The organism is Paenibacillus rhizosphaerae (genome assembly GCF_014192015.1).
GTDB classification, from domain to species: domain Bacteria; phylum Bacillota; class Bacilli; order Paenibacillales; family Paenibacillaceae; genus Paenibacillus_AQ; species Paenibacillus_AQ rhizosphaerae.
This window is the reverse complement of record NZ_JACHXJ010000007.1, coordinates 71,570-93,809: the sequence shown is the minus strand read 5'-3', so window position 1 is coordinate 93,809 and position 22,240 is coordinate 71,570. Positions and strand designations below refer to the sequence as shown.

Below are 22,240 nucleotides of genomic sequence, written 5' to 3'. Positions count from 1 at the left end.
GAACATCTTCGCCCTTCCGTTACTGGCGGTTACTGCCGGCTGCCAACCTTCCGCTTCCGAATGACCTGCTCCAGTACGGCGAGAACAGGCTGGCTTTTGACCGGCTTGCTGATGTATTCGTCCATCCCGGCCCCAAGGCAGATATCCCGGTCCTCCTTCAGAGCGTTGGCCGTGACCGCTACAATCATCGGACAGCTGTCCTTCGGCAGCGTCGCCCGGAGCTTGCGGGTTGTCTCCAGACCGTTCATACCAGGCATCTGGACGTCCATGAAGATGATGTCATACGTCGTATTCTCCGCCGCCCGCAGCACATCGTGGCCGTTGGTGACGACGGTCACCGCATGACCCTGCTTCTCCAGCATTTTGCGCAGCACGATCTGGTTGATCTCATTGTCCTCCGCGATCAGAATGTTGAGCGGATCGGCGTCCGACGATTCCTTTGGTTCGCAGCGCTTGGCATGCTCAGGCTCCTGCCGGTTTTTGAGAAGGACCGTAAACACAAAGGTCGTTCCGGGTCCTTCCTTTTTCTCTACCCATATATTGCCGCCCATGACGTTCACGAGCTTCTTGCTGATGGCCAGCCCCAGCCCGGTTCCTTCATAATTGCGGGTCATGAAATTGTCCACCTGGGAGAACGGTTCGAAAATCGCTTCCAGCTTGTTATCCGGAATGCCGATGCCCGTATCCGAAACCTTGAATTCCAGATCGATCAGCTCGTCCTCCTCGAACACCTTCCGCACGCCGACCGTAATCCCTCCATGAAGCGTAAACTTCACCGCATTGCCCACAAGGTTCATCAGAACCTGCTTGAGCCGCTTGGGATCCCCGAAGAGCATCTCCGGAATGTCATCCTCGACGGTAAAAGACATCTCCAGCTGCTTGGCGCTCGCCTTGGCGGACACCATATCGAACGTTTCCTGGATGCACTGCTTCAGATCGAACAGATCCTCCTGCAGATCCGTCATACCGGCTTCCACCTTGGAAAAATCCAGAATATCATTGATGATGGCCAGCAGCGTTTCACCGCTCTTGCGGATAATCTCGATATATTCCTTCTGCTCATCGTCGAGATCCGTCGTCGTCTCCAGCAAATCCGTCATTCCGATAACACCATTCATCGGCGTCCGGATCTCGTGGCTCATCATCGCCAGAAACTCGCTTTTCGCTTTATTTGTACTTTCCGCCAGTTCCTTGGCCATAATGAGCTGCCGCTGCTCGGTGAAATCCTTGGCAATGATATAGAAGCCCACATTTTTGTTGTTAATGATGATGGGTGCCAGCGTCGTGATGACCTCCACCATGTGGCCGTCCTTATGCCGGAGCGTCTTGATATCCCGCTCTACGGCCGGGTTGTTCAGCGCTTCCTTCAACACCCGCTGCAGGTTCCGTTCCCCGATAAAGCGCGCAATGCTCCTGCCCGCCATCTCGCTGACCTTGCAGCCGGTCATCTGCTCGGCTCGGGTATTGGCATTCAAGATATTTCCATTTAAATCGAGTGAAATGATCGCGTCGTGGTTATATCTTTTTAGGGAGGTATACCGCTCAACGGTCTCCTGGAGCTTCTGCTCCGCAGCCTTGGTATGGGAAATATCGTTCAAGACGACGATGTAATGTCCTGGATTTCCCTCCGCGTCCGGCATAATGGAAATATGCACGGCCGCCCACACGGTTCTCTCATCCTTCCGGATGTAGCGGCCTTCGATTTCGACGGAAGTCTGCTCGGGATAGTTTTGAATAAGCGTCTTCACCTGGCTCAAATTGGTTTCCAGATCCTCGCGGTAAATCAGCCTTTCGAACCGCTGTTTCTGAAGCTCCTCCCAGGAATATCCCAGAATGCGGGTGAGCGCCGGGTTTGCTTGAACCCATTCTCCCCGGACGGTAATCACGGCAACACCAAAAGGAGCATTGCGGTACACATGCTGTAAGTAGGAATACTCCTCATTCTGTACTCTGTTCATTTTGCGCCTCCTGCCCATGGTAGTACAGCCTGGTTATTGTATCTTCTCTCCATCATGTTTATATCCTAAAGGATCTGTAATCCAATCACTGACACAACAAAATAAGCATAAGCATGCTTATAAAGAAATATAAACAAAATTGACGATTTTGAAACCTCTATAACGATAATTATGACAGAAATGTGGCCAAATTTATAGTTCCAACCTTTGCCGGAAGGCACGGTATAGCGAACATAATGATGAACCGGCAAAAGAAAAAGCCTGCAGCTCTGCAGGCTTTCCTCGTGTCTATTCGGATTTCATCTGCGCGGCCAGCTCGTCAAGGGATCGGACGACATGCTCCAGCAACCCCGGCAGATCCTCCATCTGTTCCTCGTCGATCCTACGGTCAAACCGGATTTCCGCCGTATTCGACAAGCGTTTCGTTTCATCGCCATAACGCCAGCTGAGCGTCTGGGACACCGACTGCTCCGGCCACAGCTGCTCCAGCAGGCGCTGGATAGCGGCACATTCCTCGCCCTGTGGACCGACCTCCATATAAAAGCGGACGCGGACTGTGCACCCTGGCTGTGCCTCCTTCCGTTCGAGCAGCTCCGCGGCCAAATCGGCCAGCGAGGCGGCAAGGCCGATCTCCGCGGTCACCGCTTCATTCCCGCTGCGCACGAACCGAATGGCGAATTCCCTCGACATGACCGACATTTCCATCCGGTCGTCGCGGCCGGTTACGCGAACCGCACCGTCCAGGTTGTCCAGGTCGTAGACCTGGTTCTCCACCGCCACCTTCAGGTTGTCGAAAATGCTCGGATCAAACATTACCATACGTCCGCCGCATACTTGAGACCGATCTGGCGTCTCGCATCCTCCATAATTTCCGCCACGATGAAGGAGCTCTCCAAAGAATTGATCTTGCTGTCGCGTTTGCCGCGTTCGATCAGCCGGATAAACTCGTCCAGCTCGTAGTACATCGATTCATGGGTCTGCAGCTGGGTGAGGTCCTCCACCGTGCCGTCCCTGTACTGGATTTTCACTTCGTAAGGCTGGTTGATCCGATCGATGACCATCGTTCCGTTCTCACCCTGAATTTCGGCGGGCAGGAAGGAGTCGGATATTTTCGAATACATGATGACCGCGTCCATCTCCGGATAGCGCAGCACCATGCTGCCTTCCCCATCCACGCCCGAGGACAGCATGATGCCAGTCGCCTTCACGTATTCAGGCCGGCCGAAGAGCGAAACCATCGGATAGATGCAGTAAATGCCCAAATCCATGAGTGAACCGTTGGAAAACTCGGGATTGAAGGCGTTCAGCACCGTCCCCGATTTAAATGCGTCATAGCGCGAGGAGTATTGGCAATAGCTGGCAAAATACCGCCGGATCTGACCGATTTTGTACAGGTTGTCCTTCATGATTCTGAAGTTCGGCATCAGCGTGGATTTCATCGCTTCCATCAGCAGCACGTCATTGCTGCGGGCCGCCTCGATCATCCGCTTCAGTTCGGCGCTGTTCGAAGCGATCGGCTTCTCGCACAGCACATGCTTCCCGTGGTTCATACACCGGATCGCCTGGTCCGCGTGAAATGAGTTCGGGCTGGCGATGTAGACTGCATCCACTACCCCGCCCGTGAGCATCGCCTCGAGATCCGTGAATACCCGCGGAGATCCGTGCTCCGCGGCAAAAGCCTCTCCCTTTTCCAAGGTCCGGGAATATACTGCGGCAAGCTGAAACTGGTCATTCTCCGCGGCAGCCTGCAGAAACCGCTCCGTAATCCAGTTGGTTCCGATTACCCCGAATCGTATCATCTTCTCGCTTCCTCTCCTAACATGTCAGTTCTGTCTTTGTGAATACTCACGATGACTATATTGTCTCATTCCCCAAAGAAGCTGTCCACTTCGGAATCCATGTCATGAACGGCCTCGCCCACCATGGACTGGATATCTTCAGAGCTGATGTTAATATACTCGTAGCCCTCTTCCTGCTGCTTCTTCAAGGCTCTCTCCTTATAAAATCTGCCTGTGCCCTCGCCCGCATCCTCGTCATACACGAGCACGATGCCGTCCGTCTTCCGGAACAGCAGATCATCCCTGGCCGCAAACTGCCACGGGCCGCTGTAAGGCTGATTGCTGACGACGCCGTAATAGTCGATCTCTCTGAGGATTTGCCGGTAATACTCCTGTTTATCCTCCTTCCACTTCTCTTCCGGGCTGGCAAAGGCTGAAATGATCGAGCATTTGAGCTCTGGATACTGCTCTCTCAGCGCAATTGCCGCTTCGATCCCCCACAGGTCCACGCCGTACTGTCCCGGGGTGATGACCCACTCCAGCCCTTCTTCCAGGAGCGGAATCAGCTTGGCGGTGATCGCCTGCTTAATATACGGAATGCCCGGATGCTTCTGGCCGAAGATATTCAGCTCATGCGCCCGGTATCCGGTGACCAGACAATTTTTCATACCATCAACACCTTAACTAAGTTGGAATGTCTTCTTCACGGATGATCCACGGATAATTCATTCCTTCTATCATACCTTGTTTTGCCTTGCGGCTTCCACCCGCAGATTCCGATTGCGTTCAGTCCAGCTCACTTCCCGTCTTGAAGGGGTGGCGGCAAGGGACAGCCAAAAGGGCACCCACCGCCAATCCATCAATGGCGGGCAGGTACCCCTTTACAGAAATCTATATAAGTTGGACAAAAATATACGATGCAAGCAAGGGAGTAAAAATGATTTCGAAGAAGCGATGCGGTCGTAAAAGCTTTCAAATTTTATAACTTATATTTTACAACTTCAATAGATTACAAAGAAATTTTCACTTCGGCGTTCATGCCTGGAAGCACTTTATCCGAAGGCTGGTTGATCGAAATTTTGACCGGCACCTTCTGGGTGACCTTGGTGTAGCTGCCGGTTGAGCTTTGCTGCGGAAGCACCGAAAACACCGAAGTCGTCGCATAGCCGATTTCGTCGACTGTTCCGCTGAACGTTTTGCCCGAGTCCCCGTCCACGTTAATATCGACGCTTTGGCCGACCTTCAGGTCCTTCAGGTTCTTCTCCTTGATGTTGGCGATGATATACATGTGATCCATGTCGGCTTCCTGTGCGAGCACCTGTCCCGCCTGAACCAGCTCGTTCTTCCGCGCATCGCTTTTGATGATTTTACCGTTCATCCGGGTGCTGACCGGTACGGCCTTCGTTCCGTCGGATACGGTGCCGACGACGTCCTTATCGGTCACGTCCGTCCCGGTCTTGACATGCCAGTCGGTCAGCACGCCGCTGTATGTGGATACGACGGGCATCATATCCGCAGACACGACAGCGTCGCTTGTTTTGATGTAGTTTTCATTTTGGTAATAAACGTAGGCGCCGGCTGCGATCAGTATAAACACAACCAGCACGCCCACAATGTTTCCGATGATTAAACGTATGTTCATCTTGACTGTTCTCCTCCATATCGCTTCAGTTTCTGAATTCATATTAAGAATGGGATTCCGTTGTGACTCTTTCCTTGGGACCCGGCAGGGCCAGCGGCTTCTTCGGCTTTTGCACAAGCGAAATGCCTTTGCCTGTCACGATTTTTCCGATCGACGCCAGCAAAATAATGACCGCAAGAACCAGCATCATCGTAAACAAGTGATGATACGCTCCGAGGATCGCCGCCCTCTTCGTATTGGCGATCAGCTCATATGATGCGGTGCTCTGCGCCTGAGCCGCCGTCATCCCCGATCCCATCAGCTTCCGGGTCATCTGCGCCAGCTCCAGCTTCGTTTCGGCATCAAACTCACCCAGATGGGAGCGGATATGCTCATAATTGATGGCGTTCTCCCGGCTCAAATACCAGCCCAGCAGCGGAGAAAGCACCGCGCCGACGATATTCCGCATCGTATGCAGCGTCGTGGAACGCATGGAAGCTTTGTGAATATCCCCCGCGAGGGCGGTGCCGAGCGCGCCGCTGACCAGGGCCATACTAACGCCGCCGCCAAGGCAGGCGGCCTGAAAGTAAAGCTTAGGCAGGGTTACCGCCGGCACCAGGTTCCGCCAGCTGAGGCAGACATAAATGATGGCCAGCGATCCGATGAAGCCCAGGACCCCGGCGCCAAGCCGGTCATACAGCAGGGTTTTCAGAAATGGCCGTGATCAGAATGCCGACGAAGAACCACAGGAAGAAGTGGGACAAATATCGCGGCGACAAGCTGACGTTGTTTTTCAGGAAGCCGGTGATCCCCGCTATCGCAAAGATGAGCACCGCATGGGACGCGATCGCCATGATCGTGCCCGTAATCGGCTTAGGCGCCTTCAGCGTACGGAAAGGGACGAGCGGCGTCTTGGCCCTGAGGTCGACGGTGACGAACAGGACCGCCAATATGACGGCGACGGCCAAAAACGGCCAAACCTCATACGAAGTAAATCCCTTTTGCATCAAATTGCACAGTGGAACCACCAGCGAAATCATCGTCAATACGAACAAAAACACTCCCGTTTTATCCAATGGCTCGTGCTCGCCGTGATGCTCCTCCGTCTTTGGCAGGCCGTAATAGCCGACGGCCATGCAGAGGATGGCGGAGACGATGTTCAGCACGTACAGCCAGCGCCAGGCGTCCAGGCTGAGCGAGACGGCTCCGAAATAGGCTCCGACGGCACTGGCCCCAAACAGGCCCGTGATGACCATAAACAGGAAGGTGTTGCGGATCTTGTTCGGAAATGAACGGAGGCTCACCGGTAAAATCGCCAGAAACAGCGTACCGGCGCTGAGGCCCTGAATCACCTTCCCGATCATCAAAGCGGCGACATCGGTGGATACGGCGTTGATTAACGAGCCGCACAAAAAAATAAACACCATCGTCAGATAGTGCGCCTTGAGGCCGAATCTGCGGGCCAGCACGGGGCCAAACGGCACTCCGAGCGCAAAGGCCAGGTTCGACAGCGTGGACGGCAGCTGCAGATCGTTCGAGCTCATATCCAGTCCGTTCTGAATGATCACCTGGTTGATCGTATAAGCCAGATTGCTGAAGTATTGGGGCCCGATCGCAAAAATCGTCAGCAGCGATATGATCAAATACTGCGGAACGGACACCCTTTCTTTCTCCGACATCGGAGTGCTGATGAGTTGACTCATCCGGATTCCTCCTTTCATCTTGTATATAATTACGTCCGTATGTGAACAACTTGTAAATAGCAAGTTGTATTATACAATATATACGGATCAGCTGGCAACGGGAATTTTGCAGGCAGCGAGAAAAAGCTATTGGATAGATCCACAGCTTTTTCCTGGTCTACTTATGCCGTTTTTTCAAATCCCGGTTAAGCCGGGTCAGGCTGTCCTCCAAGTGCTGCAGCTCATCGCCGTCCCATTCCTTAAGCATGTCCGCGTACGCATCATGTCTCGCCTTCTGGACCTTGTGAAGAATATCCAGCCCGCCGGGCGTAATCTCAATCAGGCTGATTCGCCCATTGTTCGTGTCCGGATACCGCTTGACGTAATCTTTCGATTCCAGCACCGCAATTTGCCTGCTGGCCGTGGACAGGTTCAGCAGCAGATGCTCTGCCAGCGCGTTGATCGCCAGCGGGCCCGCGTGCTCCAGCTCGCTGAGCAGAAGATACTCCGACCGGTCCAGGTTGCCGAATCTGGGGCTGAGTGCCGTCGTCAGCCGGACCAGCAGGGCGATCTGGTACTCGATCATATCCAGTCGATCTTTGTTCAACTTCCTCCCCCTCTTCTCTCGCTAAACCGCTCTCATAAATATATCATACCACTGCGCGAAGGGACTTTGCATCCGGGGCTCTGGGTAAATAAGAGGAACGTCTACCCCCTTATTGAAGTCAGTTCAGCAATGGCCACGTAACCCATCGCGTACAACCAACAGGATGCGCTCCGCTAATCCGGAATCATCATTGTATTCAAGAGTCCGCATAACACCGAATAGAATAGCTGTTATATCGGTTACTTGAATGTCATTGCGAACTGAACCCGCTTGCTGCGCGCAATTCAGCAGTTCCCCTAGTGCATTTTGAAAATCCAGGGAGATGCCGGAGAGCGGACGACGGATGTCCGCACCAGAACGGGCCAGGGCGGCGATAAGCGCTTTGTTTCCTGTGCCCTCTCTCACAATTAGCGACAGAAAGTGAAAAAAAGCCTGACCTGGATCTTGCTCAAGCATTTCCCTTGCTTTCTCGATGAGACGTTGCTTAAAACTGAAAACCACTGCTTCAATTAACTCTTCTTTCGTCGGAAAGTGACGATATACTGTTCCAATCCCTATCCCGGCACGATTGGCAATTTCATCGATTGGAACCTCCAATCCCTCAGTGGCGAAGACTTTCGTCGCGACGTCGAGTATACGCTCTCTGTTACGTCTGGCGTCCGCCCGTAATGATTTTCCCGTTGTAACGGCACCGGTTGAATTTGTACCTTTATCTTCTCGAGCTTGCGAAGGCTCTTTTTCTGGCATATGAACGCCCCCCTCTCACAAACACATTATACATCAAATTGACAACCGGAGTTTCGGTTCCGTATAATAAACGGAGTAATGGTTCCGTTTTTTTGTAACATCAATCTATCTATATTGGAGGTATGAAACATGTCATTGCAAAATCATCGAGCCGTAATCGTAGGCGGTACTTCGGGTATTGGTTTGGCTACCGCGAAATTATTTCTTTCTCAAGGTGCTCAAGTCATCGTTGCCAGTCGCTCACAAAAGAAAGTAGACGCGGCAGTGAAGGAGATTGGGGCAGTTCAAGGGTACGTCCTAGATTTCCAGGATGAAAGCCAGATGAAACCGTTCTTTGAAAAGATTGGTGACTTCGATCACCTCGTCGTTACTGCTGCTGGTGGAGCGACTTCCCACGGCCCCTTTGGTTCTATGGGAATCGATGTTGCAAGGACTGAGTTTGACAGCAAGTTCTGGGGGCAGTATGCAACAGTGAAAGCCGCCTTGCCTTTCATCCGGAAGTCCGGGTCAATTACGCTGACTTCCGGTGCTGCTGCCGCACGACCGATGAAGGGCGCCTCGACGCTGGTTGCACTGAACTCAGCCATTGAGGGCCTTGCCCGTGTTTTGGCAATGGATTTGGCGCCGATACGAGTCAACGTAGTGTCGCCAGGGGTAGTGGATACACCGGTCTTCAGTGGGATGGACGCCGAGAGTCGTGCAGCGATGTTCCAGCAGATTGCTGAGTCACTTTTAGTACAGCACGTTGCAAAACCCGAAGAGATCGCAGAGGCGTATGTGTACTTGGCGAAAAGCACATACATGACCGGGTCCGTACTCCAGGTCGAGGGTGGTGCAATCCTGTCTGGTCTGTAAAATATAGAGGATCCGCGTTCCTCAAAAATCCGAGCACCCCAAATTTATAACACCATAAACTTAAAAGAGCCTGCAGCCAAGCTGCAGACTCTTTGCAAATATTATTTCCCGCCAAAAATCACCGGGCTCCGTCTTTCACCGGAACCCCGAAATTCGGCGTTCCGTCCTCATTCCAGCCGAACACCTGCATCCGCGTATGCCGGTTCGGATCGTACAGCGGATCGCCGGTAATTTCTTTATAATTCCGGGCATGATAGACGATGACATCTTCCCCGTCCTTGGACACCGTAAAGCTGTTATGTCCCGGCCCATACTGCCCGTTCTCCTCGTTGGTGGCGAATACCGGTTCCGGCGACTTCACCCACGAGGCCGGATCCAGCAGATCCGCCGATTCGTCGGCATAGAGCAGTCCCATGCAGTAATTGTGATCGGTGGCGCTGGCCGAATAGCTGATGAAGATGCGTCCGTTCCGCTTCAGCACGGCCGCCCCTTCGTTGACCTTAAAGCCGATCACTTCCCATGGATACTCCGGCGTCGAGATCATGGCCTGCTTGCCCTGCAGCGTCCATGGATTGCTCATTTCCGAAATGTACAGATTTGAATTGCCCTCGATGTCCGGATCTTTCTGAGCCCATACATAGTACAGGACTCCGTTATGCTCAAAGGTGGTCGCGTCCAGCGCAAAGGACTCCCACCGGGTGCGGATCTTTCCCTTCTCCGTCCAGCTTCCTTCCAGCGGATTGGCCGAGTCGTTCTCCAGGACATACATCCGGTGGTCGAACAATCCGTCATTCGTTTCGGTCGTCCGCGCCGCCGCAAAGTAGATGTACCATTTTCCCTGAATAAAATGGATCTCCGGTGCCCAGATGTTCGCGCTGAGCGGTCCGGTCTCGTATTTGCGCCATGCCACGACCGGCTCGGCTTCGCCCAATCCCTGCAAGGTCTGGGAACGGCGGATTTCGATCCGGTCGTATTCCGGTACGGAAGCCGTGAAATAATAATAACCGTCCGTATGCTTGTATACCCATGGATCGGCGCGCTGCACCACGACCGGGTTGTTGTAAGTTTCGTTTCTCTCCATATCAGCTTCTCCTTTATGTCTATGTCTTCATGCCAAAATCAAATGATTCTAGCTCCATTTTGGGGCAAAAGGATAAGGACAAGCGGATTCCAGCAGCCGGGTCTTCACCTCAACGAGACAGCCGCAGTATTGGCAGGTCGTTCCGTATTGAAGCCCCGGACACTGTTCGCACTGCCCGATCCGCCGGCGGTATACCTCTTCGGATGCCGTCTCCCTGCCGCGGGTCGCGATCTCCACGAGCCGCTGCAGTTTTTCCGGCGATACCTGGACGCTCTCGCTGCACCCTTTGCAGCCTTCCTGACGATCCATGACATCTCACCCTCCCTATTTGCTGTAACTGTAATGGCGCTGCACGCAGCCAACCTTCGATTAATGAATGACCAGCGTAACGACGGACATCGGCGGCAGCTTCACGCTCAGACGCCCGCCCTCGACATTGGCGCCTTCAAACGCTCTCGGAGCCACGGTGTCCGGCTGCTCGAACGTATTGTGCGCGTTCATCCGGTCGGCCGTCAGAATCATGCCGGAAGCCTGCACGCTTTCGGCAGCAAGGCCGCGAAGGTCGACGCTGATATCGGCTTTACCGGCATGGTCCATATTGACCAGGCTGACATGCACCTTGCCGTCGGCATCCTTGGAGGCCGATACGGTCACCTGCGGCAGCGTCTCTCCTCCCATTTCATAGCTTCCGACCGCGGACTCGACCGCCAGCACCTCGGCATCCTGATGGACCTTGAACATATCAAACACATGATATGTCGGCGTCAGAATCATCTTCTCGCCTTCGGTCAAAATCATCGCCTGCAGGACGTTCACCGTCTGGGCGATGTTCGTCATCTGGACACGGTCCGCATGGTTGTGGAAAATGTTGAAATGCACGCCCGCCACCAGCGCGTCGCGGATCGAGTTCTGCTGGTACAAAAATCCCGGATTCGTGCCCGGCTCTACGTCAAACCAGGTGCCCCACTCATCGATGATCATGCCGACGCGCTTCTCCGGATCGTATTTGTCCATGATCGTGCTGTGCTTCGTGATCAATTCGTCCATATGCAGCGCCTTCTTCATGGTGACGAACCATTCGCCTTCTTCAAAATCGAGCGCCGAGCCTTTGCCCAGCCAGAAATCACCCGGAATCGTATAGTAGTGCAGGCTCAGACCGTCCATCAGCCAGCCGGCGTTTTTCATCAGCACTTCCGTCCAGTTATAATCGTCCACATTGGCGCCTCCGGCGATTTTGTAAATTTTGTTGTCGCCATAATTGCGCACGTAAGTCTGATAACGGCGGTACAGATCAGCGTAATATTCGGGACGCATGTTGCCGCCGCAGCCCCAGTTTTCGTTGCCGACACCAAAATACTTCAGCTTCCACGGTTGCTCCCTGCCGTTCTCCTTGCGCCAGTTGGCCATCGGCGATTCGCCGTCAAACGTCATGTACTCCACCCACTCGGACATCTCCTGAACCGTGCCGCTGCCGACGTTGCCGCAGATATACGGCTCGCATTCCAGCAGTTCGCAGAGCAGCATAAATTCGTGGGTGCCGAAATGGTTGTTTTCGACGACGCCGCCCCAGTGCGTGTTGACCATCCGTTTGCGGCTTTCCCTTGGGCCGATACCGTCTTTCCAATGGTACTCATCGGCAAAGCAGCCGCCTGGCCAGCGCAGAACCGGCACCTTGATGTTCTTGAGGGCCGCCAGCACGTCGTCGCGGATCCCCTTCGTGTTCGGAATCGGCGAATCCTCGCCGACCCAAATCCCTTCATAAATGCAGCGGCCCAGATGCTCCGCAAAATGGCCGTATATGTTTTTATTGATTTTCCCTTTGGAAATATCCGTATTGACGATCACGTTATGCATAGCTGAATCCTCCCATGAGATGCTAAGTCTTTTATTTAGATAAAAACCTCAAATTATCCTTTAATGCCTGAGTTCAAATTGATCGACTGAATGAAATATTTCTGGGCGAATGCGAATAGGAGCAGCGTCGGAATGATCGCCAGCATCGCCGAGCCCATCAGCTGCCCGATCATGCGGTAGTTGCCATAAATATCCTGAAGCAGCAGCAAGCCCGCCGTAATCGGCATTTTATCTACGTCCGTATATACGATAACCGGCCACAGGAAGTCGTTCCACGATCCGACGAAGGAAAACAGGCCGCACACGATGAGGACCGGCTTGATAAGCGGCAGGATGACCGAAAAATAAATCCGGAAATCCCCTGCGCCGTCCACGCGCGCCGATTCGTCCAGCTCGCCCGGAATGCCTTTCATGAACTGCCGGACCAGAAAAATGTTGCCCATGCCTGCGAGACCGGGGATGATCATGGCCCAAGTGTTCACCCAGCCGAATGCGTCGATGATTTTATAGGAAGGGATGATGTTGACGACGCCCGGAAAAAATGATATGCCCAGCAGCGTGAAGAACAGCGTGTCTCTCCCTTTGAATTTCATGCGGGAATACCCGTAACCCGTAATCTTGTCTTCCCATGAACCCCTCCCCACTTGTACGTACATGTTGGCGCACATCAAGGCCATGTTGAGTGGATGCCGTCATCCCCGCCGCCGAATCGTTTCGTTCCACCAAAAACATCTGCCGTTCCCTCTTGGCACGATCTTTTCTTTGCCAAACATCAAAAGGGAATCGGCAGATGCATCTCAGGAGTCTATGGAAATTTCGGGACGATGCGTTCAAACGATAACGGCCGCCGGAACTCAGCCGGTTAACCCGGCAGGGAGGAAACGCTTGCTCCGATTATGCCTTCTTCAACCGGATCACGTTCCAGGAGGCCTTGGACAGGCGGGTGTTCACAAATCCGTCTTTCAATACGGCACTTCCGTGCGAATGCGGTTTAACGCGCTCTTCGGCCGCGGTATTGACCGCTTTCAAATCGTCGTTCTCCAGAACGATATGTTCGGCAACCTGATATCCTTCAAAGCCCCTGACGTCGCATTCCACGTCGAGCGCCTCTTCCAGATGGCGGTTCAGCGCAAAGATAGTCAACTCTTCTTCCTCTTCGTTATACACGACCGCCGTCTCCAAATAAGGCACGTCGGTATAATCCTTGGCGTCGTATTTCGGCGAGTCCACGATCGGTTGCAGGGATACCCCGCGGCCGTAGCGTGAAGCGTGCAGGTATGGATAAAAAATCGTCTGCTTCCAGGAGCGCCCTCCGGTCTCAGTCATGATCGGGGCGATCACGTTCACCAGCTGCGCAAGGCAGGCCATCTTTACCCGGTCCGCATGCTTCAGGAAGGTAATGAGCATCCCTCCGACGAGCAGCGCGTCTTCAAAGTTGTAGACATCCTCGAGCTGCGGCGGACCGACGGTCCAAGGTTCGATCTTCGTATCCGCATCGTTCGAATGGTACCAGACGTTCCACTCGTCGAAGCTCAGGTACATCGTCTTCTTGCTCCGCTTCTTCGCCTTCACGTAGTCGCAGGTGGAAATGACGGTGCGGATAAAATGGTCCATGTCCATCGTCCGCGCCAGGAAGTTCGCCGAATCGCCGTCCCGGTTGCCGTAGTACTGGTGCAGGGATACGAAGTCGGCTACGTCATATGTATGATCCAGTGTAATGGCTTCCCATTCCGGGAAGGTCGGCATTCCCGTGCTGGAGCTGCCGCATGATACCAGCTCGATATCGGGATCCACCAGCTTCATGGCCTTGCCGGTCTCATAAGCCAGCCGTCCGTACTCCTGCGGCGTCTTCTGGCCGATCTGCCAAGGTCCGTCCATTTCGTTGCCGAGGCACCAGGTCTTGACCTTATGGGGCTGATCATAACCGTGGCTGCGCCGCAGATCGCTCCAGTAGCTTCCGCTCGGATGGTTGCAGTACTCGAGCAGGTTCCTGGCCGCATCCACACCCCGCGTACCCAGGTTGACCGCCATCATGACCTCGGAGCCGATCTCCTTGGCCCATGTCATGAACTCGTTTGTTCCGACTTCGTTCGGCTCCACGGTGCGCCAGGCCAGCTCCAGCCTTTTGGGACGCGACTCGCGCGGACCGACGCCATCTTCCCAATTGTAGCCGGACACAAAATTACCCCCGGGATAACGGATAATGGGAACGCTCAACTCCTGGACCAGCTGCTTTACATCCTCCCGGAAACCAAGGCCGTCCGCCTCGGGATGGGACGGGTCATATATACCGCCGTATACGGCGCGGCCTAAATGCTCAATAAACGAGCCGTAGATGCGCTTATCCACTTCGGCGATCCGAAACGCCTTGTCCACGACCACCCTGGCCTTATTTGCTGCTGATGCCACTGATATCACCTTCCGTTTTAGAAAATAATAAAATAATTTGATATAAATTGAATGAATCCGTTTACAAGTATAAAATAACATAGATGAGGTTTTCTGTAAATAAATAAATATAAAACTATTTATATTTTTTTAAACTAAAATGAAGTTTCGGTGTCAGAATCTATGTACATACTTTAAGAACCTTATGAAACCAAGGAAAACTCTTGTTTATTTTACTTTAGAAACAACTGAAAATCCCTCTGTGTTTTGTAGAATATGCTATGACGATTTCGTATATATCTACAAAAAAGGATAGCATGCTTTCATTAACGATTTAGTTAGTTTATAATTATTTAAAATAAAAGAACACTACCTCTACAATCGGAAGAAGGTATTCAATTCCATGATCTATATTAAAAATCTGATGGACGGAGTCGACATTTTCAAGGCACTTAGCTCGGAAATACGGATCCAGATCCTCGAACTGCTCGCGAAAAATCAGGCGCTGAATCTGAACGACCTGGCTACCAGGCTGAACCTCAGTAACGGGGCGATCACCATGCACATCAGGAAGCTGGAGGAAAGCGGTCTGATTGAGATCAATACCAGCGTAGGCAAACACGGGATTCAAAAGATCTGCTATTTGAACAAGGACAAACTGATGGTCGACCTGCGCAGCAGAGACGTGGAGAATCTGTACGAAGTGGAAATTCAAGTCGGCCACTACAGCAACTATCAGGCGATTCCCACCTGCGGTCTGGCCACCAAGGACAGTATTGTCGGCGACTTTGACGACCCGCGTTATTTTGCGGATCCGCAGCGGATTGACGCGGAGATCATTTGGCTGGCAGAAGGGTTTTTGGAGTACCGGATCCCTAACTATTTGAAGCCGAACCAGACGTTCCGCGAAATCCAGTTTTCCATGGAACTTGGCTCGGAGGCTCCGGGATATAACGATAACTATCCGTCGGACATTTACTTTCACTTAAACGGGATCGAAATCGGCTCATGGACCAGCCCGGGGGACTTCGGGGATGCCCGCGGCACGTTTAACCCGGATTGGTGGCCGCCGCATCTGAACCAATACGGCATGCTGAAGCTGATCCGCATCAACAACGATGGCAGCTTTATCGACGGCTGCCGGATATCCGACGTGACGCTGGACCAAATTCAGCTGGATTACAAGAGCGAGCTTACCTTCCGCATCTCGGTCACCGAGCAGTCGGTCAACAAGCGCGGCCTGACCATCTTCGGCAAAAACTTCGGCAACTACAGCCAGGATTTGCTCGCCCGCGTCCTGTATGATGTTAAGGTAGACTAATGTCTGCCAGCTCTTCAATTTACGCGCTAAGCCAAATGTTTCGCATGAAATATGGATATCGTGTAAAATGTAATGAAGAGGAGTTGTGAACTATGTCCAATGACGAAATTATTTTGACCCCCGAAGGGCTGGCCCAACTGGAGGCCGAGCTTGAGGAACTGAAGACCGTCAAGCGCAAGGAGCTCGCCGCACGCATCAAGCTGGCGATCAGCTACGGGGACCTGAAGGAGAACAGCGAATATCACTCCGCCAAAGATGACCAAGCTTTTATGGAGACCCGCATTTTGCAGCTGGAGAAAATGCTGACCAAAGCCCGCATTGCCGATCAGGCAGACTCATCCGCCGTCAGCGTCGGCTCGTTCGTTAAGCTGCACGACATCGAGTTTAAGGAAGATCTCGAGTACCGCGTGGTCGGCCCGGCGGAAGCGGACGTCTACCAGAACAAAATCTCGTATGAAAGCCCGCTGGGCAAAGAGCTGATCGGTAAAACGGTCGGGGATGTCGTTACCGTCGACGCGCCGATGGGGCTGATCAAATATGAGGTGCTGGAGATCCGTTCTTCCTAAAGGCGGCTGCAGGTTACAGGTTACCTGATAGGCCATATGTCTAAACAAGGACCGTTCCTGAATACAGGACGGTCCTTTGTTTAAGAGATCATAAAGTATAAGTTTCGGAGCCTTTCGTTTCCGGATCTCGCAAGAAAAACTCTCGCTAAATTATGACCGGACGGGATTCAGTCCCGCTTCCGTGGACAGCTTGATCTTCTTCAGCCGCTTCATCACGTCGTTTTCGCCGCGGCCAAAGTAATCGTGCAGCAGGTTGTATTCCTGGTACAGCTTCTCGTATACTTCGACGTTCTCCGGAATCGGCTTGAACGTCTCTTCCTTAACGCGCGCCATCTGCTGCGCCGCAGTCACGACATCGTCGTAGCCGCCGGCTTCCTTGCCTGCAGCCACCGCGGCGAAAATCGCCGCCCCGAGCGCCGGCGTCTGCTTGGAATCCGCCACGAAAATCTCGCGTTTGGTTACGTCGGCGTAAATCTGCATCAGCAGGCGATTTTTCTGCGGCAGGCCGCCGCAGGCGTAGAGCGCATCCACATCGACACCGCTCTCCTGGAACGCATCGACGATTTTCCGGGTGCCGAAGGCGGTCGCTTCAAGCAGGGCACGATATACTTCCTGCGGCTTCGTCAGCAGCGTCATGCCAAGGATCATCCCCGTCAGGTCAGTATCGACCAGAACGGAGCGGTTGCCGTTCCACCAGTCGAGCGCGAGCAGGCCCGATTGGCCCGGTTTGTAGGCCGAGGCTTCCCTTTCCAGCCATTGGTGGACACTAAGGCCTTCCTTCGACGCAGCTTCCTTCACATAGGCAGGCAAGGACTCTTCCACGTACCATTCAAAAATATCCCCGACCGCCGACTGCCCGGCTTCGTATCCGAAGAGCCCCGGGATGATGCCGTCCTCCACGACGCCGCACATGCCTTCGACTTCCTTTTCTTCCGTGCCGAGCACCATATGGCAGATCGACGTGCCCATCGCCATGACGAGCTTGCCCGGCGTCACGACGCCGACCGCCGGCACGGCCGCATGAGCGTCCACGTTGCCTGCAGCCACCGCGATGCCCGGCTTGAGGCCCATCATCTCCGCCATGGCCGGCTGCAGCCCTCCGGCATTGCTTCCAAGCGGAATGACCTCGCCGCGCAGCTTCGTGTCGGTCAGATGCTCCAGGCGCGGATCGAGCGCTTTGAAGTATTCCTTCGACGGATAACCGTCGCGCTTATGCCAGATGGCTTTATAGCCCGCCGTACAGCTGTTGCGGACGATGTTGCCGGTCATTTGTGAGATGACCCAGTCTGTCGCTTCCAAAAACATGTTCGTCTTCTCATAGATGTCCGGTGCCTCGTCCAGGATTTGCCAAATCTTGGCGATCATCCACTCGGACGAAATTTTGCCGCCGTACCGGGCCAAAAACGCCTCGCCGCGCTCTTCGGCGATCCGGTTGATCTTGTCGGCTTCCGGCTGCGCCGCGTGATGCTTCCACAGCTTCACCCAGCTGTGCGGCTGGTCCGCCAGCTCGGCCTGGAAGCACAGAGGCTCGCCGGCTTCGTCAACCGGCAGCATCGTACAGGCCGTAAAATCGATGCCGATGCCGATGATGTCCTCGGGATGGACGCCCGATTCACGCACGACGGCCGGCACGGAAGTTCTCAGCACCTCCAGATAATCGTCCGGATGCTGCAGCGCCCAATCATATTCCAGCTTGATGCCCGATCCAGGGAGCCGCTCGTCAATGACATGGTGCGGATACGGCGTCACATGGTCGGCGATTTCATGGCCGTTCGACAAATCCACCAGTACAGCACGTCCGGACTGGGTCCCATAATCCACTCCGATGGTATACTTTTTCCCCATTTTGGATTCCTCCGCATTTCAAATTTATAAGTGCTGCTATATCACTTCTGTCCGTAGTAAGCATTAACCCCATGCTTCCGCAAAAAGTGGCGGTCCAGCAGGCTCTGATCCATCGGCGGCGTGTCCGGGTTCAGCTGGAGCATCCGGGCCGTAATCTTGGCCACTTCCTCCAGCACCACCGCATTGTGCACCGCATTATGCGCATCCTTGCCCCAGACGAACGGGGCATGCGCATGCACGAGAATCCCCGGCACCTCCAGCGGGTCCAGTCCCAGCTCGTGAAAACGTTCCACGATTACGTTGCCGGTCTCCAGCTCGTAAGCGCCTTCAATCTCCACCTTCGTCATCGGTCTGGTGACCGGAATCTCACCGTAGAAATAGTCGGCATGCGTCGTCCCGCAAGCAGGCAGCGCCCGCCCGGCTTGCGCCCAGCTCGTGCCCCACGGGGAGTGGGTATGCACCACGCCGCCGATTTCCGGGAAGGAGCGGTACAGCACCATATGCGTCGGCGTATCGGACGAAGGGCGCAAATCCCCTTCAACCACCCGGCCTTCCAGGTCAACGACGACCATGTCCTCCGCCTTCAGATCCTCGTAAGGCACACCGCTCGGCTTGATGACGAACAGCCCGCTCTCACGGTCAATGCCGCTGACATTTCCCCAGGTAAACGTGACGAGCCCGTGTTTGGGCAGATCCAAATTCGCTTCCAGCACCTGCTGTTTCAGTGCTTCCAGCATTGCAGACACTTCCTCTCCCACTATAGTTGTACGTACAAGTTGTATGATGAAAGTCCGCTAAACCGGACTTTCATCTGCCTTTTTACACGTTAACGTTCAGGTTTACAACCGAATCCCGCTCCACCAGCTCGGGTTCGTACAGGGTATCTCCGGGAGCCACTCCCTCTTCGATCATCGCGATCAGCTGGCTGGCCGCATCCCGGCCCATGGCCGTCTTGGGATGGGTCAGCGTCGTCAGCTTCGTTCCGGAAGCCGAGGCCAGCATCGAGTCGTCGAAGCCGACGAACGACACGTCCTCCGGCACGCGCAGTCCGTGCTGCAGCGCGGCCTCCATCAGGCTGACCGCCAGCTCGTCGTTGTAGCAGACGAATGCGGTCGGCCGCTCCTCCACCGCTCCGCTCAACAGCTGCAGCGCCTGCTGGTACGGCAGGTCGTTCTTCTGCTCGGTCGTATACGTGACGACCCGCTTGGGAGCTACGGCGACGCCGCGCGCTTTGTGGGCGGCCAGAAAGCCCTTCAACCGGTTGACGCCCTGCAGGTCGTCCCGCTTGAAGAACCCGGCGATACGCGTATGCCCGTTCGCCAGCAGGTGGTCGGCCGCCTTGTATCCGCCCAGCTCATCGTCGACCCGGAGCAGCGGGCACTCCAGTTCCCGGTACTTCTCGTTGATCATCAGGTAAGGAATGCCCTTTTCCTGCAGCTCCAAATAATAGCCAAGGTTCGGGTTGCCCTCCGCGCTCTTCGTCGGCTCGATGATCAGTCCGCTGAGCGGCTGGCTGGTCATCAGCTTCAGGCTCTCCATTTCCTTCTCCTTGTTGTTGTCCGTGCTGGACAGCAGCAGCCGGTAGCCCCTGCTCCGCAGCTCGGCTTCCGCCCCCCGTACGATATGCGGGAAGATGTAATCCGATATATAAGTCGTCATGATGCCGATCGTCTTGACCAGCTCGCATTCGCGGCGTCCCGGAAACCGGGCGAAGGTGCCCTTGCCCTGGATCCGTTCGAGCCAGCCTTCCTTCTCCAGCTCGCTGAACGTCTGACGCACCGTCTGGCGGCTCAGTCCGAACTGTTCGGCTATTTCATTTTCGGATGGAACCTGCTGCCCGGCCTTCAGCTTGCCCGATTCAAACCAGGACAGCAGCTCGTTCTTCAGTAGAATATATTTGGGAATCCGTCTGTTATTCATCATTCACCTCAGCGGCATGCTCTGTATTTCGGCCTTGCGGGCTGGATCTGCCGATTCATCCCGGAAGGCTTAGTTCTCTTTGTGTATTGTAACACAAGGCCGGGTGAACACAGACATCGGTCCGGTTATCTCAAGCGGTAAGCCGCCTCGCTCCAGCGGAGTTCGTTCTTCAGGCGCTGCACGGACGTGTCCTTGTCGATGACCACCGCTTCGATGCCGGCCATTTCGGCGAAGTCCGTCAGGTTCTCGGCTGTCATGGCATAGGACAGTACCGTGTGATGCGCGCCGCCGGCCAGGATCCAGGCTTCGGCCGATTCGCGGAGCGACGGCTGCGGCTTCCACAGCACGCGGGCCACCGGAAGCTGCGGCATCGGCTTGTCGACCTTCACGCCGTCCACTACGTTCACCAGAAGGCGGAAGCGGTGTCCGAGGTCGACGAGGGAAGCGTTGACCGCCGGGCCGTCCTGGCCGTCGAACACGATGCGGGCCGGATCCTCTTTGCCGCCGATGCCCAGCGGATGCACTTCAATCGTCGGCTTCGTGGCCGCGATCGTCGGGCAAACTTCCAGCATGTGCGCCCCGAGAATCATATGGTTGCCCGGCTCGAAATGGTACGTGTAATCTTCCATGAACGACGTGCTCTTGTTGTTGGCAAGAACCTTAAGGACGCGGGTTAACGCAGCCGTCTTCCAGTCGCCTTCGCCGCCGAAGCCGTATCCGGATTCCATCAGCCGCTGCACGGCAAGACCCGGAAGCTGCCGGAGTCCGTGAAGATCTTCGAACGTCGTCGTAAAGGCCCCGAATCCGCCTTCCTCCAGGAAGCGGCGCATCGCGATTTCGATCCGCGCCTGGTAGGCGATCGCGTCGCGCACCGGACCGTCGGACAAGCCCGCCTGCGTAATGCTGTACTGCTCTGCGTACTCTTTCAGGAGCGCCTCTACTTCGCTGTCCTGCACTTCGTTCAGCACCTGGACCAGATCACCAACGCCGTAGCCGTTGACCGACCAGCCGAATTGAATTTGCGCTTCAACCTTGTCGCCTTCCGTAACGGCTACTTCACGCATGTTGTCGCCAAAGCGCGCTACCTTCAGGCTGCGGCTCTCCGCGAAGGCTGCCGCCGTACGCATCCAACCGCCGATACTTCGGCGCACATCCGCGTCTTCCCAGTGGCCGACGACCACCTTGCGGGCGATGCCCAGTCTGGCTCCGATATGACCGTATTCGCGGTCACCGTGGGCAGCCTGGTTGAGGTTCATAAAGTCCATGTCGATCGTTTCCCAAGGGATATCGCGGTTAAACTGCGTATGCAGGTGAAGCAGCGGCTTCTGAAGCTGCGTCAGGCCGCGGATCCACATTTTTGCCGGCGAGAACGTGTGCATCCACGTAATAATGCCGGCACAGGATTCATCGCTGTTCGCCGCGACGATCAGCTGGTAAATCTCGTCGGACGTCTTCACGATCGGTTTAAAAACGACCGGATACGGAATCGCAGCGGTATCCTGCCCGAGCTGCTCCGCGATAATCCGGGAATGATCGGCTACCTGTTCCAGCGTTTCGGGTCCGTATAAGTGCTGGCTGCCGGTTACAAACCAAAATGAATGCGGTTTCAATTTCATCATTATAGCCTCCCATGTTTTGGTTTCGTCCACTTGCTGCGCGTAAACTAATATTTTTACTTGTACATACTTATATATAGTAATAAACAATTTAACAGAACATGTACGTACAAGTTGTATGGGTTCATTGTATCCCCGCCATGTAAAAAAGGCAAGAACAATTTTGCCTGATTTGTGCCGTTGACTTGAAGAAAAAAAAGGAGCATAATCGGTTTGAAAATAAGTTAGTAAGTACTTACTTTTTTCGACTTGCTGGAAGATTTCTGCACTTATTATGCTGCATGGACAGCTCTTATTTAAGCCGGCGGGCAGTCCTGGCGGCAATCCACGCGGGGCCCGCTCTACCTAAGGGTCTTGCGTATGAACTGGTTACCTGAAGACGACAATAACCACAAATAAGA

20 protein-coding genes and 1 pseudogene are annotated in these 22,240 nt (G+C 54.4%); 3 read left to right on the top strand and 18 right to left on the bottom strand.

Annotated elements, in window-relative coordinates; translation table 11 throughout:
• Positions 1 to 29 precede the first annotated feature (29 nt).
• The 9 genes from FHS19_RS30580 to FHS19_RS30545 all read right to left on the bottom strand — a co-directional run bounded on the left by FHS19_RS30580 (position 30) and on the right by FHS19_RS30545 (position 8,393).
• On the bottom strand, positions 30 to 1,958 hold the full coding sequence (locus tag FHS19_RS30580; RefSeq protein ID WP_183586516.1) for a PAS domain S-box protein: 1,929 nt from the start codon (positions 1,956 to 1,958) through the stop codon (positions 30 to 32).
• A 288-nt stretch (positions 1,959 to 2,246) separates the two neighbouring features.
• The gene (locus FHS19_RS30575) at positions 2,247 to 2,771 is read right to left on the bottom strand and encodes a hypothetical protein (protein WP_183586514.1); all 525 of its coding nucleotides are present in this window, start codon (positions 2,769 to 2,771) and stop codon (positions 2,247 to 2,249) included.
• Positions 2,771 to 3,757, bottom strand: coding sequence for a Gfo/Idh/MocA family protein (locus FHS19_RS30570; protein WP_183586512.1), 987 nt, complete (start codon positions 3,755 to 3,757; stop codon positions 2,771 to 2,773). The genes FHS19_RS30575 and FHS19_RS30570 overlap by 1 nt, the downstream gene beginning before the upstream one ends.
• A gap of 65 nt (positions 3,758 to 3,822) precedes the next feature.
• Positions 3,823 to 4,404, bottom strand: coding sequence for an SLOG family protein (locus FHS19_RS30565; protein ID WP_183586510.1), 582 nt, complete (start codon positions 4,402 to 4,404; stop codon positions 3,823 to 3,825).
• Between the two features lie 341 nt (positions 4,405 to 4,745).
• The gene (locus FHS19_RS30560) at positions 4,746 to 5,378 is read right to left on the bottom strand and encodes an HlyD family secretion protein (RefSeq protein WP_183586508.1); all 633 of its coding nucleotides are present in this window, start codon (positions 5,376 to 5,378) and stop codon (positions 4,746 to 4,748) included.
• Positions 5,379 to 5,421: 43 nt separating this feature from the next.
• Positions 5,422 to 5,973, bottom strand: a complete 552-nt coding sequence (locus tag FHS19_RS35135) for a hypothetical protein (protein WP_246426916.1) — start codon at positions 5,971 to 5,973, stop codon at positions 5,422 to 5,424.
• A 76-nt stretch (positions 5,974 to 6,049) separates the two neighbouring features.
• Positions 6,050 to 7,060 (bottom strand): MFS transporter, encoded by a 1,011-nt coding sequence (locus FHS19_RS35130; protein ID WP_246426915.1) that lies wholly within the window; start codon positions 7,058 to 7,060, stop codon positions 6,050 to 6,052.
• 157 nt (positions 7,061 to 7,217) lie between these two features.
• The gene (locus FHS19_RS30550) at positions 7,218 to 7,646 is read right to left on the bottom strand and encodes a MarR family winged helix-turn-helix transcriptional regulator (RefSeq protein WP_246426914.1); all 429 of its coding nucleotides are present in this window, start codon (positions 7,644 to 7,646) and stop codon (positions 7,218 to 7,220) included.
• A 123-nt stretch (positions 7,647 to 7,769) separates the two neighbouring features.
• Complete coding sequence (locus FHS19_RS30545; RefSeq protein ID WP_183586506.1) at positions 7,770 to 8,393, bottom strand: TetR/AcrR family transcriptional regulator; 624 nt, start codon at positions 8,391 to 8,393, stop codon at positions 7,770 to 7,772.
• Positions 8,394 to 8,522: 129 nt separating this feature from the next.
• Between FHS19_RS30545 and FHS19_RS30540 the strand changes: the two genes are divergently transcribed.
• A complete protein-coding gene (locus tag FHS19_RS30540) occupies positions 8,523 to 9,248 on the top strand; it encodes an SDR family oxidoreductase (protein ID WP_183586504.1) in 726 nt (241 codons plus the stop codon).
• A 118-nt stretch (positions 9,249 to 9,366) separates the two neighbouring features.
• Here the strand turns inward: FHS19_RS30540 and FHS19_RS30535 are convergent, their stop codons facing one another.
• The 5 genes and pseudogenes from FHS19_RS30535 to arfA form a co-directional block, all read right to left on the bottom strand.
• A complete protein-coding gene (locus FHS19_RS30535) occupies positions 9,367 to 10,329 on the bottom strand; it encodes a glycoside hydrolase family 43 protein (protein WP_183586502.1) in 963 nt (320 codons plus the stop codon).
• A gap of 48 nt (positions 10,330 to 10,377) precedes the next feature.
• Positions 10,378 to 10,638, bottom strand: a complete 261-nt coding sequence (locus FHS19_RS30530) for a DUF6171 family protein (RefSeq protein WP_105444976.1) — start codon at positions 10,636 to 10,638, stop codon at positions 10,378 to 10,380.
• A gap of 60 nt (positions 10,639 to 10,698) precedes the next feature.
• A complete protein-coding gene (locus tag FHS19_RS30525; protein WP_183586500.1) occupies positions 10,699 to 12,183 on the bottom strand; it encodes an alpha-N-arabinofuranosidase in 1,485 nt (494 codons plus the stop codon).
• A 53-nt stretch (positions 12,184 to 12,236) separates the two neighbouring features.
• Positions 12,237 to 12,800 (bottom strand): annotated as a pseudogene (locus FHS19_RS30520) (carbohydrate ABC transporter permease); the annotation flags it as partial.
• 277 nt (positions 12,801 to 13,077) lie between these two features.
• A complete protein-coding gene (arfA, locus tag FHS19_RS30515) occupies positions 13,078 to 14,673 on the bottom strand; it encodes an arabinosylfuranosidase ArfA (protein ID WP_183586498.1) in 1,596 nt (531 codons plus the stop codon).
• Positions 14,674 to 14,974: 301 nt separating this feature from the next.
• Here arfA and FHS19_RS30510 point away from each other — a divergent pair, with 301 nt between their 5' ends.
• Entirely contained in the window at positions 14,975 to 15,892 is a 918-nt protein-coding gene (locus FHS19_RS30510) for an ArsR/SmtB family transcription factor (protein ID WP_183586496.1), read from the top strand.
• Between the two features lie 92 nt (positions 15,893 to 15,984).
• Entirely contained in the window at positions 15,985 to 16,458 is a 474-nt protein-coding gene (greA, locus tag FHS19_RS30505; protein ID WP_183586494.1) for a transcription elongation factor GreA, read from the top strand.
• A gap of 150 nt (positions 16,459 to 16,608) precedes the next feature.
• On the opposite strand, the gene FHS19_RS30500 is transcribed toward greA, so the two are convergent.
• From FHS19_RS30500 to araA, 4 genes are all read right to left on the bottom strand, one after another.
• Positions 16,609 to 18,303, bottom strand: a complete 1,695-nt coding sequence (locus tag FHS19_RS30500; RefSeq protein WP_183586492.1) for a ribulokinase — start codon at positions 18,301 to 18,303, stop codon at positions 16,609 to 16,611.
• Between the two features lie 41 nt (positions 18,304 to 18,344).
• The gene (gene araD / locus FHS19_RS30495) at positions 18,345 to 19,040 is read right to left on the bottom strand and encodes an L-ribulose-5-phosphate 4-epimerase (RefSeq protein WP_281382612.1); all 696 of its coding nucleotides are present in this window, start codon (positions 19,038 to 19,040) and stop codon (positions 18,345 to 18,347) included.
• An 82-nt stretch (positions 19,041 to 19,122) separates the two neighbouring features.
• The gene (locus tag FHS19_RS30490) at positions 19,123 to 20,223 is read right to left on the bottom strand and encodes a GntR family transcriptional regulator (RefSeq protein WP_183587001.1); all 1,101 of its coding nucleotides are present in this window, start codon (positions 20,221 to 20,223) and stop codon (positions 19,123 to 19,125) included.
• Positions 20,224 to 20,348: 125 nt separating this feature from the next.
• A complete protein-coding gene (gene araA / locus FHS19_RS30485; RefSeq protein WP_183586490.1) occupies positions 20,349 to 21,842 on the bottom strand; it encodes an L-arabinose isomerase in 1,494 nt (497 codons plus the stop codon).
• Positions 21,843 to 22,240: the final 398 nt, after the last annotated feature.

What these genes read in the sequence shown, in the direction of transcription:
- FHS19_RS30580 (WP_183586516.1), bottom strand. Translation starts at nt 1,958, where the DNA reads ATGAACAGAGTACAGAATGAGGAGTATTCCTACTTACAGCATGTGTAC.
- FHS19_RS30575 (WP_183586514.1), bottom strand. Translation starts at nt 2,771, where the DNA reads ATGTTTGATCCGAGCATTTTCGACAACCTGAAGGTGGCGGTGGAGAAC.
- FHS19_RS30570 (WP_183586512.1), bottom strand. Translation starts at nt 3,757, where the DNA reads ATGATACGATTCGGGGTAATCGGAACCAACTGGATTACGGAGCGGTTT.
- FHS19_RS30565 (WP_183586510.1), bottom strand. Translation starts at nt 4,404, where the DNA reads ATGAAAAATTGTCTGGTCACCGGATACCGGGCGCATGAGCTGAATATC.
- FHS19_RS30560 (WP_183586508.1), bottom strand. Translation starts at nt 5,378, where the DNA reads ATGAACATACGTTTAATCATCGGAAACATTGTGGGCGTGCTGGTTGTG.
- FHS19_RS35130 (WP_246426915.1), bottom strand. Translation starts at nt 7,060, where the DNA reads ATGAGTCAACTCATCAGCACTCCGATGTCGGAGAAAGAAAGGGTGTCC.
- FHS19_RS30545 (WP_183586506.1), bottom strand. Translation starts at nt 8,393, where the DNA reads ATGCCAGAAAAAGAGCCTTCGCAAGCTCGAGAAGATAAAGGTACAAAT.
- FHS19_RS30540 (WP_183586504.1), top strand. Translation starts at nt 8,523, where the DNA reads ATGTCATTGCAAAATCATCGAGCCGTAATCGTAGGCGGTACTTCGGGT.
- FHS19_RS30535 (WP_183586502.1), bottom strand. Translation starts at nt 10,329, where the DNA reads ATGGAGAGAAACGAAACTTACAACAACCCGGTCGTGGTGCAGCGCGCC.
- FHS19_RS30530 (WP_105444976.1), bottom strand. Translation starts at nt 10,638, where the DNA reads ATGGATCGTCAGGAAGGCTGCAAAGGGTGCAGCGAGAGCGTCCAGGTA.
- FHS19_RS30525 (WP_183586500.1), bottom strand. Translation starts at nt 12,183, where the DNA reads ATGCATAACGTGATCGTCAATACGGATATTTCCAAAGGGAAAATCAAT.
- arfA (WP_183586498.1), bottom strand. Translation starts at nt 14,673, where the DNA reads ATGTTATTTTATACTTGTAAACGGATTCATTCAATTTATATCAAATTA.
- FHS19_RS30510 (WP_183586496.1), top strand. Translation starts at nt 14,975, where the DNA reads ATGATCTATATTAAAAATCTGATGGACGGAGTCGACATTTTCAAGGCA.
- greA (WP_183586494.1), top strand. Translation starts at nt 15,985, where the DNA reads ATGTCCAATGACGAAATTATTTTGACCCCCGAAGGGCTGGCCCAACTG.
- FHS19_RS30500 (WP_183586492.1), bottom strand. Translation starts at nt 18,303, where the DNA reads ATGGGGAAAAAGTATACCATCGGAGTGGATTATGGGACCCAGTCCGGA.
- araD (WP_281382612.1), bottom strand. Translation starts at nt 19,040, where the DNA reads ATGCTGGAAGCACTGAAACAGCAGGTGCTGGAAGCGAATTTGGATCTG.
- FHS19_RS30490 (WP_183587001.1), bottom strand. Translation starts at nt 20,223, where the DNA reads ATGAATAACAGACGGATTCCCAAATATATTCTACTGAAGAACGAGCTG.
- araA (WP_183586490.1), bottom strand. Translation starts at nt 21,842, where the DNA reads ATGATGAAATTGAAACCGCATTCATTTTGGTTTGTAACCGGCAGCCAG.